Below are 12,404 nucleotides of genomic sequence, written 5' to 3' on the forward strand. Positions count from 1 at the left end.
AACTCCTTAACCCATCAGTCCCGCTAAAATCGAACGAACACCGAGTAATAGTAAGATTATACGCAAAGCAAATACTAATGTTTCCGATTTTATTCGTTGATTAATGGTTGCCCCAATTTTCGCTCCGATAAAAGCAGCAGGAATGACTGGAATTGTATACATCCAAGGAACATTTCCTAAAGTTATATGGCTAGCTGAATTGACTAATGCTGATAAAAACACCATAAACATTGATGTACCCACGGCGACGTGTGGTGGGAATAAGAACAATAAAATCATTGCTGGGACAATAATGGACCCCCCGCCAATTCCAAACAATCCAGATGCAAATCCAACACCAAACGTTAAGAATAATGCAAACCATACGGGATAACCATAAACATAGTGTTGCCCTTGTGCATCTGTGAATGTTTTTTTTGTTCCATTTTTCACAAACCATTCAACTGGCTTTAAATAATTTCGAACCAATAATAGTGTTGATATGATAATTAATAAAATACCAAAATAAAGATTAAATGATGGCAAATCTAATCCTTTATTCACCCATGCTCCGAGAATAGTACCTGGTATGCTCCCTACAAAGAAAATGAGACCACTACGATAATCAATCGTTTTTGCTTTCATGTACGTTAAAGTCGATGCTAAGCCTGTAAAAATCATCATGATGACTGAGAGACCTACCACATTTTGTGGAGTGATTCCTGGAATTAACCCCATTGATCCTCCTAAAAAAAGAGTTGCTGGCACTAAAATAATGCCACCTCCGAGGCCAACTAATGCACCAACTATGCCAGAAAGCAGCCCAACAAGTGCCAATAATAAATATTCCATTACCATTCTCCTTCAAACATATCTAATTGCTTCGGTGCAAGCCCTTCATATTGTATAGCAAATAACCGCATAAATTGTTTGGCGTTATTCGCTGCATGTCCTCCAGAGTTGTTGTTAAATAACACGGTAACTTGTTTTGATTGTTTTTCTAAAGATTTTACAATGTCCGCAATTTGTCTTAACTCCTTCATATTGTAATCATATAAATAACGAACTTCTCGCCATTTTTGATCATTCCCTGGATTTCGCCACCCATGAACATTACGCCCATGAAGTCTTAGTAAAACATGGTCTTTATTAGTTGAAATAGCCACGAGCGGTATGCTACCTTCTCCAGATTGCGGTTCATCGCATACAGAATGAATCCACTGATTGTTTGTTAAATAGTCAAGTGTTTTTTGTTTAAACTCTGGATAGTACCAAGATTGATGGCGGAACTCGATAGCAAGTGGTAAGTCTTGCAGCTGTTCACGTACTTCATTTATGTAATCAACATGTTTTTTTTGACAATCAAACCACGGAGGAAATTGAACGAGCACCATGCTTAACTTATTTGCTTCGACTAGAGGTGCTAGTGACTCTTTATATAATGTAAACATTTCTTCAGTTGATTTAAAAGGGGATTCACCACGGAGATGTCCAGTTATTCCTTGATACGCTTTCACGACAAAGCGAAAAGTGTCTGGTGTTTCTCTAATCCACTTAAGCATATTTCGTTCTGGCTGTATTGCATAAAAGGCTGCGTCTAGTTCAACTACTGGAAAATGAGCACTGTAATCTACTAATTTTTCGCTACTTTTCGATTCTGTGCTATAGATATCTGGATGGTCCCCCCATCCCGTAAGACCGACATGAATCATCCTTCATCCCCCTCTATTTGTTTCATTATCATACCATATTAGAAATTGGGCTTCACGCTTCGCCTTGAAGACTTGGTAACGTCCTCTGCTCCCTTACAACCCGGATGGAAGTCATATGGCAATCACCACCTACCTCTTTTCTGTGAAAGACTCTCGCGGTTTTCATACAAGTACAAGAAGTTGAAAGGTTTAGAAATAAAACCTAATAATATTTACAGATACATACAGGTTTACAGTCTGCTCCTGACGCTTTATCTGCTTCACCTTGGTCTAGAGAACAAAGAGTTGGCTTGTGACTTCGTGACTACGTCATCCGCCAATCGCGGCGAAAAACCTGTCGCTCACAGTTATGTTACTTTGGTTTACTAGTGAATCGCTGGATTTCTTTATGTAGATGTTCGGCCGAAGACTATATTTCGGTCTCGTTCAGCTTATTTTATTTCAGACCACTCTATTGAAAAATATAAGACAGTTTGATATTTTCCACTCTGAAGTAAGAAGGTTTTCAGTGCGCTTCGGACGCATCTTCTGCTGCACTATAATCTAGAGAATAAAGAGTTGGGCTTGTGACTTCGTCACCCGCCCAACTCTCTTTATTCTGATTATCTTGCTGCGAGCGTGCTTCCTTCGCTCCCTTACTACCTGGTCTCTCACAGTTATGTTACTTTCGTTTACTAGTGAATCGCAGGATTCCTTTAAGTAGATATTCGGCCGAGGATACTTGGTTAGTTAAAGATAGTGACGATTGTTTAGTAAACCTAAATCAAAAAACAAATTGCATAAAGGTTGTAAGGGAGCGACGAAAGCAACTGAGCCGCAAGATTACCTGTAATAGTAAGAGGCGGATGTGACATCGTCACATCCGCCTCTTCCATTATTCATTAGGTAAAGATGCAGCCTGCTGCTTTCCAAAGCTCACTGGAAACCTGAATAGTAAAGTACTTTAAGATGTATTTGTAAGCTAAAAAGGTTTTCAGGTCGCTTCGGAAGCTTCGTCTGCTACACCATGTTCTAGATAAATAAGTCGAGAGGAGAGACGTCACTTCTCTCCTCTTATTCATTCAATAGATAAAGGTGAAGTTAATTGCGTTTCAAGGCCCACGAAACCTCCGTGTTTGTGTGGTTAAACTAACTAGACTAAATTTCCGTATTGAGATATTGACAACCTTTTCTTGCAAAAAAAATAAACCTCGCCAAAGGGCGAGGTTTATTTTAGATATGAATTAACCGATTGAACCTTCCATTTCGAACTTAATCAAACGGTTCATCTCAACTGCATATTCCATTGGTAATTCTTTAGTGAATGGCTCAATGAAGCCCATGACGATCATTTCTGTTGCTTCTTGTTGTGAAATGCCTCGGCTCATTAGGTAGAACAATTGCTCTTCAGACACTTTTGAAACTTTTGCTTCATGTTCTAAAGATACATTATCATTCAAGATTTCGTTATATGGAATTGTATCTGAAGTAGATAGGTTATCCATAATCAATGTGTCACATTCGATGTTTGAACGTGCTCCTGATGCTTTAGGACCAAAACGAACAATCCCACGATACGTCACTTTCCCACCTTGCTTCGAAATTGACTTCGAAACAATAGTAGATGAAGTATTTGGTGCCAAGTGAATCATTTTCGCGCCAGCATCTTGATGCTGACCTTTACCAGCAATAGCAATTGACAATGTCATACCACGTGAACCTTCACCTTTTAAGATGACTGCTGGGTATTTCATTGTTAATTTAGAACCGATGTTACCATCAATCCATTCCATCGTCGCGTTTTCATCACATACTGCACGTTTCGTTACTAAGTTATAGACGTTGTTTGCCCAGTTTTGAATCGTTGTATAACGGCAATATGCATCTTTTTTAATAATGATTTCAACGACTGCACTGTGAAGTGAGTTAGTTGTATAAACTGGTGCTGTACAACCTTCAACATAGTGAACATGTGCGCCTTCATCAACGATGATTAACGTACGTTCGAATTGACCCATGTTTTCAGAGTTAATGCGGAAGTATGCTTGCAGGGGAGTTTCCACTTTAACACCTGGTGGTACATAGATGAATGATCCGCCTGACCATACTGCTGAATTTAATGCTGAGAACTTGTTATCAGAGTTTGGAATAACTGTAGCCCAGTGTTTTTTGAAAAGTTCTTCATTTTCACGAAGAGCTGCACCAGTATCTTTGAATATTATTCCTAAGTCTGTAAGTTCTTCTTTCATGCTGTGATAAACGACTTCAGATTCATATTGAGCAGATACACCTGATAAATACTTTTGCTCTGCTTCTGGAATACCAAGTTTGTCAAACGTTCGTTTGATTTCCTCAGGTACTTCATCCCAAGAAGTTTCTGTAGCTTCAGATGGTTTTACATAGTACGTAATTTCATCAAAGTTTAGGGAAGCCATGTCGCCGCCCCATTGTGGCATTGGTTTTGAGTAAAAGATCTCCAAAGATTTTAGACGGTAGTCTAACATCCATTGAGGTTCTTCTTTCATATTTGAGATGGTTTCTACGATTTCACGTGTTAATCCACGTTTTGAACGGAAAATAGATACGTCTTTATCATGGAAACCATATTTGTAATCGCCCATTTCAGGCATTTTTTTAGCCATCATCTTTCCTCCGTTCTGTTACGAATGTGATTCGTTTACTACACCTTTTTCCATGGCTTTCCAAGCAAGTGTTGCACACTTAATACGTGCCGGAAACTTAGCGACACCAGATAAAGCTTCGATATCACCAAGGTCAATAGAGTCATCAAGTTCTTTTCCAAGCATCATATCTGAGAAAATCGTCGAAAGTTTTAACGCTTCATCGATTGGTTTCCCTTTAACAGCTACCGTCATCATCGATGCAGAAGCCATTGAAATAGAGCAACCATCACCATCAAATTTAGCATTTTCAACAATCCCGTCCGTAACTTGTAAAGTCAAATGAATACGATCACCACAAGTAGGATTATTCATTTCTATTGTAACGCTATCTTCGAGCATACCTTTGTTACGAGGCTTTTTGTAATGATCCATAATCACTGTTCTATATAGTTGATCTAAATTATTAAAAGACATCGTTAAAATACTCCTTTGCTGTGCTAAGTCCTGCTACTAATCGGTCAATATCTTCTTCCGAGTTGTATAAATAGAAGCTTGCACGAGCAGTTGCTGTTACTTGCAACCATTTCATTAATGGTTGCGCACAGTGGTGTCCAGCACGAACAGCAATCCCGTTCATATCCAGAACAGTTGCAACATCGTGAGGATGCACATCATCTAGATTAAACGTAACAATTCCTGCTCTTTTACCAGGATCTTGAGGTCCGTAAATAGTTAATCCATTTATTGTAGACATACGATCCATAGCATATGCTGCGAGTTTATGTTCATGCTTCTCGATCTCATCAAGCCCAATTTCCTCTAAGAAATCGATTGCCGCAGCTAAACCGACAGCACCTGCAATAATTGGCGTTCCTCCTTCAAACTTCCAAGGGAGTTCTTTCCATGTTGATTCATACAATCCAACAAAGTCAATCATCTCACCGCCAAATTCAACAGGTTCCATTTGCTCAAGCAACTCTTTTTTACCATATAATACGCCGATTCCAGTAGGACCGCACATTTTATGTCCAGAGAAAGCGAAGAAATCACAATCTAAATCTTGTACATCTACACGTAAATGAGGGGCAGCTTGTGCACCATCAACCACCATAATGGCGCCATTTTCATGGGCAATTTGTGTGATTTCTTTTATTGGATTCATCGTTCCAAGGACGTTTGATACATACATGATCGACACGATTTTCGTTCGTTCAGTAATTGTTGCACGGACTTTTTCTATAGACAATGTTCCGTCTTCTTCTAAGTCAACGTATTTTAAGATTGCCCCTTTTTCTTTAGCCAGTTGTTGCCAAGGAATAATATTTGAATGATGTTCCATATAGGTGATGACAATTTCATCACCTTCTTGTACATTCGCAACGCCATAACTTTGTGCAACTGTATTAATAGCAGTCGTTGTTCCACGCATGAAAATTATTTCTTGCGTGGATTTAGCAGAAATAAAGTTACGTACCTTTTCACGGGCACCTTCATAACTTTCAGTCGCACGATTCCCAAGTGTATGAACTCCACGATGAACGTTGGAATTATCAAACTCATAATATTTCTTTAAAGCTTCAATGACCTGAACGGGTTTTTGAGAAGTCGCCGCACTATCAAGATAGACAAGCGGAAAGCCGTTCACTTCTTGGTTTAATATAGGGAAATAGCTTCGAATGTCTTTACTGATCATTAGCGCACTTTCCTTTCAATTACCTCCGTCAGTTGCTTTTTAACGCCTTCAATTGGCAATACATTAACAACTGGCGCAAGGAAACCATGAATTACTAATCGTTCTGCATTTTGTTTAGAAATACCACGACTCATTAAATAATAAAGTTGAAGAGGATCAACGCGGCCTACTGAGGCAGCATGTCCTGCAGTTACATCATCTTCATCAATTAAAAGAATTGGGTTTGCGTCTCCACGAGCTTTTTCATTTAACATTAATACGCGTGACTCTTGCACCGCATTTGATTTTGTAGCACCATGTTCGATTTTTCCAATTCCGTTGAAAATAGAAGAGGCTTCGTCTTTCATTACACCATGCTTCAAGATATGTCCTTCTGAGTGTTTACCCCAGTGGATTATTTTAGTTGTAAAGTTTTGTTTTTGTTTCCCTCGTCCTACAGTCACCATTTTAGTATCTCCATACGAGCCATCACCCACTAAGTGTGTAACGTTCTCAGAAATGGTATACCCATCATTCATTAAACCAAGAGCCCAATCAATGCGGGCGTTACGATTTACGATACCTCGTCGGTTTACGTAAGTTGTAATTCCTGATGCTAGGACATCAACAGCACCATAAGTGATGTGTGCATTGTCTTCAGCAAACACTTCAGAAATAATGTTTACAATTCCTGAACCTTCGGGAACAGTTGAAAGATAGTTTTCAACATATGTTACTGAGCTATTTGTATCTGCCACAACAATTGTATGGTTAAATAAAGAAGCTTGAGCATCGTCATGTAAGAAAACTACTTGGATAGGTTCTACTAATTCAACATTTTTAGGCACGTATACAAATACCCCACCATTTACTAAGGCCGCATGTAAACTAGCAAGTTTATGCTCGTCAGTTTTAACGCCATTCGTCATGAAATATTTTTTAACAAGCTCACCATGTTCACGGATAGCTGTTGAAATATCTGTGAAAATAACACCTTGCGCAGTTAATTCATCTGAAACTTGTAAGTAAGCAGGTGTATTGTTGCGTTGAATGTACACACTTTTTTGCTCATCAGTTACAATGGATTTCACTTCTTCCGGTAATTCAGTAAGAGAAGCAAAAGGTTTGCTTTCTACTGTATGTACTGGGAAATTAGTGAAGTTCCAATTAATAATTTTTGTTTTATCTGGCGTAGGCATTGGCAAGTGTTCTGCCGCTTGCAAGGCTTGTACACGATATTCAGCAAACCAAGAAGGTTCTTGTTTCGCAGTTGAATAGGAGCGTACATCTTGTTCGGTTAATGCCAATTTTGTTTCAACCGTCATTTGTATGTCTCCCTTCCTTACGCTTCTTGACCTACAGTCTCGTCTTCAATTCCTAATTCTTCTTTAATCCAGTCGTAACCTTCAGCTTCTAATTTATGAGCTAGTTCAGGACCGCCAGATTTTACTACGCGACCTTGCATCATCACATGGACTTTGTCAGGTGTTATATAGTTAAGTAAGCGTTGGTAATGGGTAATGATTAAGCAACCAAAACCTTCTCCACGCATTTGATTAATTCCTTTTGAAACCACTTTAAGAGCATCAATATCAAGACCTGAATCAATCTCGTCAAGAATAGCGAACTTAGGTTGAATCATCATTAATTGAAGAATTTCGTTACGTTTCTTTTCCCCGCCTGAGAATCCTTCATTTAAATAACGTTGAGCCATATCTTGGTCCATCTCAAGATATTCCATTTTCGAATCAAGCTCACGAATAAATTTCATGATTGAAATTTCATCGCCTTCTTCTCGACGAGAGTTCATTGCTGAACGTAAGAAATCAGCATTTGTAACTCCTGTAATTTCACTAGGATATTGCATAGCTAAGAAAAGACCTGCTTGTGCGCGCTCATCTACTTCCATTTCAAGTACATCTTCACCGTCTAAAGTGACAGAACCAGAAGTTACTTCATATTTCGGGTGACCCATGATAGCCGATGCTAAAGTTGATTTACCAGTACCATTTGGTCCCATTATTGCATGAATTTCGTTTGTATTAAGTGTAAGGTTTAACCCTTTAAGAATCTCCTTACCATCAATGGCAACGTGAAGATCTTGAATAACTAAAGTCGACATTTTACTACCTCCATAATGTATAAATGAATGGTAAATTCCATTCTTAATTTATTATCATTCTAATCTTATCGTAATTATCGAACCCATGCAAATCTTTTAGACGACCCTTTTAATATATTAAAATCGTTTAATACATCTGAATTCGCTATTATTAGCATGATTATGTCATAGCCTTTAACTGCTCAACTTCATTTTCAATAAAGTGCTTCTAATTGAGAATCGATTTCATCCGAATAATAAAAAAAGCCAATGAGACCTAACTCATTGACTTTACCAATATATTCATTATACTTCGCGATGGGCTTGACGCTCTAATCGAGCAGCCATTTGTTGGCCAAGTTCATGATCGCGCTCACGTTCCATTTCGACTTTTAATCGAAGTTTTGAATTATGTTGATAATCGGACAACCCAACTCCATGTGCGCCTCTAAATGCTTGGTCCATACGTTCTGTGTAGGTGAAATCTAGTGATTGGATAGTGAATCATTCCTTTCAAGTTTTCAACCCAATATTCCGAGTTGTTATCCTTCACATTTGTATATTTACCCAACTGACATAAAGTTAAACAAAAAAAATTCGTCCGATTGAACGGACGAATTTTTCTTATAGTGATACTTCGTTGAAAATGCTTGATCCTGCTAAGCCTACTTCTTCAAGTACCTTATTTAATTCAGCGTCAGCCTCTTCAAATTTTGCATTTGCCTCATCTAATACAACTTCACCTTCAGCAGCTAATGCTTCTGATTTCATTGTATAAGCTTCTTGCATTTTGTTTAATGCTGAGTCAATTGTTTCTTGATGATCTTTTAATTCAGCAGGAACTTCTAATTCTTCTACTTTAACAGCAGCATTATCTGCAGCTACTTTCGCAGCATCTTGCATCGTTTTAAGTTCAGCACCTTTAGGAAGTGCTTCTTCAGCTTTTGCAGTTTCAAAAGCGTTTAAATCTGCATCTACAGCATTAATAGATTGAGAAATTGATAAGTAAAACTTCATCATATCTCCAGCAGGGTTCACTTTTTCTTCTGATGTTTTTGTTCCTTCAGTAGTTGTATCCTTCTTCTCTTCTTTGTCTCCAGAGCAAGCTGCAAGAACTAAAGAAAGTGAAGCAATAAGCAATAATAGTTTTTTCATCATTCAATCTCCTTCAATTTTGGGAATATTTACTTTGTTATATTACCATAGCGAAATTCACCTGTAAATAAATTACCAAATAGTCGGAAATGATTGAATATTAAATTTTTATTTCATTAGATTTTTTAAGATTTATCAGGTGAAAAACGGTTCACAATTAATGCTAATGCGCCATCACCTGTTACATTAGTTACCGTGCCAAAGCTATCTTGTGATAATTAAATAGCAATCATTAATGCAATCATCGTTTCATTAAATCCGAGCATCGAGCTAAGTAAACCGATGGCTACCAAGCACCGCAATTCATGATAAAGCGGGTCTATTTTTTCCGCAAAATTAAAAGACGTCGGAACCCGACGTCTTTTCATTTATATTATTTAACTGGAACGACTGAGCCGCCCCATTCTTCTAAAATGAAATCTTGAATTTCTTTAGATTTCAATACTTCTACTAAAGCTTTAATTTCTTTACTGTCTTCATTACCTGCTTGTGTAGCAATAATATTTACATATGGAGAATCTGAAGATTCAATAGCGATTGAATCTTCTAATGGGTTTAACCCAGCATCGATTGCATAGTTTGAGTTAATTAAGACCGCATCTCCTTCTTCGTTTTCATACAATTGAACAAGAAGTGCCGCTTCGTATTCTGCATCGAATTCCAAGTTTTTTGGATTTTCAACGATATCTTTCACTTCAGCCGTTGTTTTATCAACACCTTCAGCTAATTTAATTAATCCTTCTGCTTCTAACATTGAAAGAACTCGACCATGGTCAGCAACTGAATTACTAATTAAAATCGTTGCACCTTCAGGAAGTTCTTCTAATGATTTATATTTTTTAGAATAAACACCGATAGGTTCAATGTGAATACCGCCAGCATTGACAAAATCATAGTTGTTGTCAGAGATTTGTGATTCTAAGTAGGGAATATGTTGAAAGTAGTTAGCATCTAAATCACCAGATTCTAAATCTTTGTTCGGTAAAATATAGTCTTGATATGTTTCGATTTCAAGGTCAATCCCTTTTTCTTTAAGCAATGGTTTCGCTTGTTCGAGGATTTCAGCGTGCGGAGTGTTTGATGCTCCTACTACTAATTCCTTGTTACCTCCAGAAGACTCTCCATCTCCACCACATGCTGCTAGTGTGATTGCACTTACCGATAATAAAATTCCTGCTACAAGTTTCTTCATGATTGTCTCTCCCTTTTCCTTAAAATATGTGATCGAGTTTTACTCGCAGGCACCAATTAACGCTTATCTGCTTTTGAAGTGATGGCATCGCCAATCCATTGGATGATAAAAACAATAATTAAGATGAGAATCGTCGATACGATCGTTACATCTTCACGACTACGTTGGAAGCCATCTAAGAATGCCAAGTTACCTAATCCGCCCGCTCCAATAATACCTGCCATCGCAGTATACCCAACAAGCGCAACAGCAGTAACTGTAAGTCCTGAAAGTAATGCTGGAAGTGATTCAGGTAATAACACTTTCCAAATAATTGTCGTAGTCTTTGCACCCATTGAGCGAGCTGCTTCGATTACTCCTTTATCAATTTCACGTAAAGCAATTAACACCATTCGAGCATAAAATGGAGCTGCACCAATGATAAGTGCAGGTAATGCTGCATTTGCACCACGAATGGTATCAAGTAAAAGCTTAGTAAACGGAATTAACAAAATGATTAGGATGATAAATGGGATGGATCTGAAGATGTTGACAAATGCACCTGTTAACCAATACACGATTTTATTTGCCCATAGTTGATGTGGACTCGTCAAAAATAGCAAAATACCTAGTACAAGACCAATTACAAATGTGAATCCCGTGGCCATTGCAGACATATAAAGTGTTTCAAGTGTAGCTTCCCACATTTTTTCCCAATCAACATTAGGTAGAAGGTTTTCAATCATGTGAGATCACCTCCGTATGAACTTCTTGTTCATGTAAATAGTCAATTGCTTGATTAATCGCTAAAGTATCCCCATCAATTTGCAAATACAATGTTCCGTATGCACCATTTTGAGTTTGTGTAATATTACCTTGTACGATATTTACTTCGACTTGATATTGTTTAATAAGCCTTGAGAGTATAGGTTGTTCAGTTCGATCTCCAACAAACACGAGTTTCACGAGTTTGCCAAAAGGATATTGCTCGATAAGATGAGCAATTGTTTGACTGGCTTCTTCTGGACCATTAACTTGTGCTACAAAGCGTTTCGTAATGTCCTGTTGAGGTGTTTGGAAGATTTCGAGTACTGAACCCATCTCAACCACTTTCCCTGCTTCCATGACCGCGACGCGATGACAAATTTTGCGAATAACATGCATTTCATGTGTTATGAGTACGATTGTTAAGCCTAAGCGTTTGTTAATATCCACAAGCAACTCTAGTATTTGATCCGTTGTTTCTGGGTCAAGCGCCGATGTTGCTTCGTCACAAAGCAATACCTCGGGGTTGTTAGCAAGTGCACGCGCGATTCCAACACGTTGTTTTTGTCCTCCAGATAATTGAGAAGGATATGCTTTTTCTCTCCCAGTTAAACCAACAAGTTCGATTAACTCTTTTACTCGTTCTATGCGTTTCGTTTTGCTAATTCCTGCAATTTCAAGTGGGAACGAAATATTATCTTCAACTGTTCGAGACCACAGTAAGTTAAAGTGTTGGAAAATCATGCTAACTTTTTGTCTTGCACTTCGAAGTGCTTGACCTGAGCTTGATGATATTTCTTGTCCGTTAACTGTTACACTTCCTGAAGTCGGTTTTTCTAAACCATTTAACAATCGAATTAATGTACTTTTACCTGCACCACTATAGCCGATAATGCCAAAGATTTCTCCTTGTTCAACAGTTAAATTGACATCATCTACAGCAATAAGTTGACCATTACTTGTTATAAATGTTTTTGATAAGTTTTGTAATTGAATCATTTCTCTAGTTCACCTCTGAATTTAAAAAGTCCCTTCCGCAGAAAAGCAGAAGGGACTAATTGCATAGTTATATACGTTAGACCGTTCTCTCATCTGTCAAAGCAAAATACTTTGAGTGATTTGGCACCATTTCACAAATTTGTGACGGTTGCCGGGCTTCATCGGGCACTTCCCTCAGCCTCTCTTTATAAGAGTTTACGATATTAAGTTTTGGTTTATTGTTCCGACTGATAATGTAACACGTTCA

General features: G+C 38.1%; 12 protein-coding genes, 1 pseudogene and 1 riboswitch. All 13 genes and pseudogenes read right to left on the reverse strand.

The genetic code is table 11. The annotated features are described in order from the left end of the window. Positions 1 to 6: 6 nt before the first annotated feature. Positions 7 to 831 (reverse strand): sulfite exporter TauE/SafE family protein, encoded by an 825-nt coding sequence (locus C8K15_RS03800; RefSeq protein WP_108585110.1) that lies wholly within the window; start codon positions 829 to 831, stop codon positions 7 to 9. Further along, positions 831 to 1,691 carry a DUF72 domain-containing protein gene (locus C8K15_RS03805; protein WP_108585111.1) on the reverse strand — a complete coding sequence of 287 codons (861 nt, stop codon included), beginning with the start codon at positions 1,689 to 1,691 and terminating at the stop codon, positions 831 to 833. The genes C8K15_RS03800 and C8K15_RS03805 overlap by 1 nt, the downstream gene beginning before the upstream one ends. A 1,223-nt stretch (positions 1,692 to 2,914) precedes the next feature. Then, positions 2,915 to 4,312, reverse strand: coding sequence for a Fe-S cluster assembly protein SufB (gene sufB / locus C8K15_RS03810; RefSeq protein ID WP_108585112.1), 1,398 nt, complete (start codon positions 4,310 to 4,312; stop codon positions 2,915 to 2,917). Between the two features lie 18 nt (positions 4,313 to 4,330). Continuing rightward, positions 4,331 to 4,768: a Fe-S cluster assembly sulfur transfer protein SufU gene (gene sufU / locus C8K15_RS03815; RefSeq protein WP_108585113.1), complete on the reverse strand. Its 438-nt coding sequence runs from the start codon at positions 4,766 to 4,768 to the stop codon at positions 4,331 to 4,333. Further along, positions 4,758 to 5,987: a cysteine desulfurase gene (locus C8K15_RS03820; protein ID WP_108585114.1), complete on the reverse strand. Its 1,230-nt coding sequence runs from the start codon at positions 5,985 to 5,987 to the stop codon at positions 4,758 to 4,760. The genes sufU and C8K15_RS03820 overlap by 11 nt, the downstream gene beginning before the upstream one ends. Continuing rightward, complete coding sequence (sufD, locus tag C8K15_RS03825; RefSeq protein WP_108585115.1) at positions 5,987 to 7,291, reverse strand: Fe-S cluster assembly protein SufD; 1,305 nt, start codon at positions 7,289 to 7,291, stop codon at positions 5,987 to 5,989. The genes C8K15_RS03820 and sufD overlap by 1 nt, the downstream gene beginning before the upstream one ends. Positions 7,292 to 7,308: 17 nt before the next feature. Beyond that, positions 7,309 to 8,088 (reverse strand): Fe-S cluster assembly ATPase SufC, encoded by a 780-nt coding sequence (gene sufC, locus C8K15_RS03830; protein ID WP_108585116.1) that lies wholly within the window; start codon positions 8,086 to 8,088, stop codon positions 7,309 to 7,311. Positions 8,089 to 8,373: 285 nt separating this feature from the next. After that, positions 8,374 to 8,532, reverse strand: a complete 159-nt coding sequence (locus tag C8K15_RS20535; protein ID WP_199224059.1) for a YuzK family famiily protein — start codon at positions 8,530 to 8,532, stop codon at positions 8,374 to 8,376. Positions 8,533 to 8,691: 159 nt separating this feature from the next. Next, positions 8,692 to 9,222 carry a hypothetical protein gene (locus C8K15_RS03835; RefSeq protein WP_233260373.1) on the reverse strand — a complete coding sequence of 177 codons (531 nt, stop codon included), beginning with the start codon at positions 9,220 to 9,222 and terminating at the stop codon, positions 8,692 to 8,694. A 125-nt stretch (positions 9,223 to 9,347) separates the two neighbouring features. Next, a pseudogene (locus C8K15_RS03840) lies at positions 9,348 to 9,515 on the reverse strand (cation:dicarboxylate symporter family transporter); the annotation flags it as partial. A gap of 80 nt (positions 9,516 to 9,595) precedes the next feature. Next, complete coding sequence (locus tag C8K15_RS03845; RefSeq protein WP_108585118.1) at positions 9,596 to 10,414, reverse strand: MetQ/NlpA family ABC transporter substrate-binding protein; 819 nt, start codon at positions 10,412 to 10,414, stop codon at positions 9,596 to 9,598. A gap of 56 nt (positions 10,415 to 10,470) precedes the next feature. Continuing rightward, positions 10,471 to 11,139 (reverse strand): methionine ABC transporter permease, encoded by a 669-nt coding sequence (locus C8K15_RS03850; protein WP_108585119.1) that lies wholly within the window; start codon positions 11,137 to 11,139, stop codon positions 10,471 to 10,473. After that, positions 11,132 to 12,157 carry a methionine ABC transporter ATP-binding protein gene (locus C8K15_RS03855; protein WP_108585120.1) on the reverse strand — a complete coding sequence of 342 codons (1,026 nt, stop codon included), beginning with the start codon at positions 12,155 to 12,157 and terminating at the stop codon, positions 11,132 to 11,134. The genes C8K15_RS03850 and C8K15_RS03855 overlap by 8 nt, the downstream gene beginning before the upstream one ends. 86 nt (positions 12,158 to 12,243) lie before the next feature. Continuing rightward, positions 12,244 to 12,351, reverse strand: a riboswitch (SAM riboswitch). Positions 12,352 to 12,404 lie beyond the last annotated feature (53 nt).

It is taken from the genome of Paenisporosarcina sp. OV554 (assembly GCF_003058165.1).
Lineage (GTDB): Bacteria > Bacillota > Bacilli > Bacillales_A > Planococcaceae > Paenisporosarcina.

What these genes read in the sequence shown, in the direction of transcription:
- sufC (WP_108585116.1), bottom strand. Translation starts at nt 8,088, where the DNA reads ATGTCGACTTTAGTTATTCAAGATCTTCACGTTGCCATTGATGGTAAG.
- sufB (WP_108585112.1), bottom strand. Translation starts at nt 4,312, where the DNA reads ATGGCTAAAAAAATGCCTGAAATGGGCGATTACAAATATGGTTTCCAT.
- C8K15_RS03805 (WP_108585111.1), bottom strand. Translation starts at nt 1,691, where the DNA reads ATGATTCATGTCGGTCTTACGGGATGGGGGGACCATCCAGATATCTAT.
- C8K15_RS20535 (WP_199224059.1), bottom strand. Translation starts at nt 8,532, where the DNA reads ATGGACCAAGCATTTAGAGGCGCACATGGAGTTGGGTTGTCCGATTAT.
- C8K15_RS03855 (WP_108585120.1), bottom strand. Translation starts at nt 12,157, where the DNA reads ATGATTCAATTACAAAACTTATCAAAAACATTTATAACAAGTAATGGT.
- sufD (WP_108585115.1), bottom strand. Translation starts at nt 7,291, where the DNA reads ATGACGGTTGAAACAAAATTGGCATTAACCGAACAAGATGTACGCTCC.
- C8K15_RS03850 (WP_108585119.1), bottom strand. Translation starts at nt 11,139, where the DNA reads ATGATTGAAAACCTTCTACCTAATGTTGATTGGGAAAAAATGTGGGAA.
- C8K15_RS03820 (WP_108585114.1), bottom strand. Translation starts at nt 5,987, where the DNA reads ATGATCAGTAAAGACATTCGAAGCTATTTCCCTATATTAAACCAAGAA.
- C8K15_RS03835 (WP_233260373.1), bottom strand. Translation starts at nt 9,222, where the DNA reads ATGAAAAAACTATTATTGCTTATTGCTTCACTTTCTTTAGTTCTTGCA.
- C8K15_RS03800 (WP_108585110.1), bottom strand. Translation starts at nt 831, where the DNA reads ATGGAATATTTATTATTGGCACTTGTTGGGCTGCTTTCTGGCATAGTT.
- sufU (WP_108585113.1), bottom strand. Translation starts at nt 4,768, where the DNA reads ATGTCTTTTAATAATTTAGATCAACTATATAGAACAGTGATTATGGAT.
- C8K15_RS03845 (WP_108585118.1), bottom strand. Translation starts at nt 10,414, where the DNA reads ATGAAGAAACTTGTAGCAGGAATTTTATTATCGGTAAGTGCAATCACA.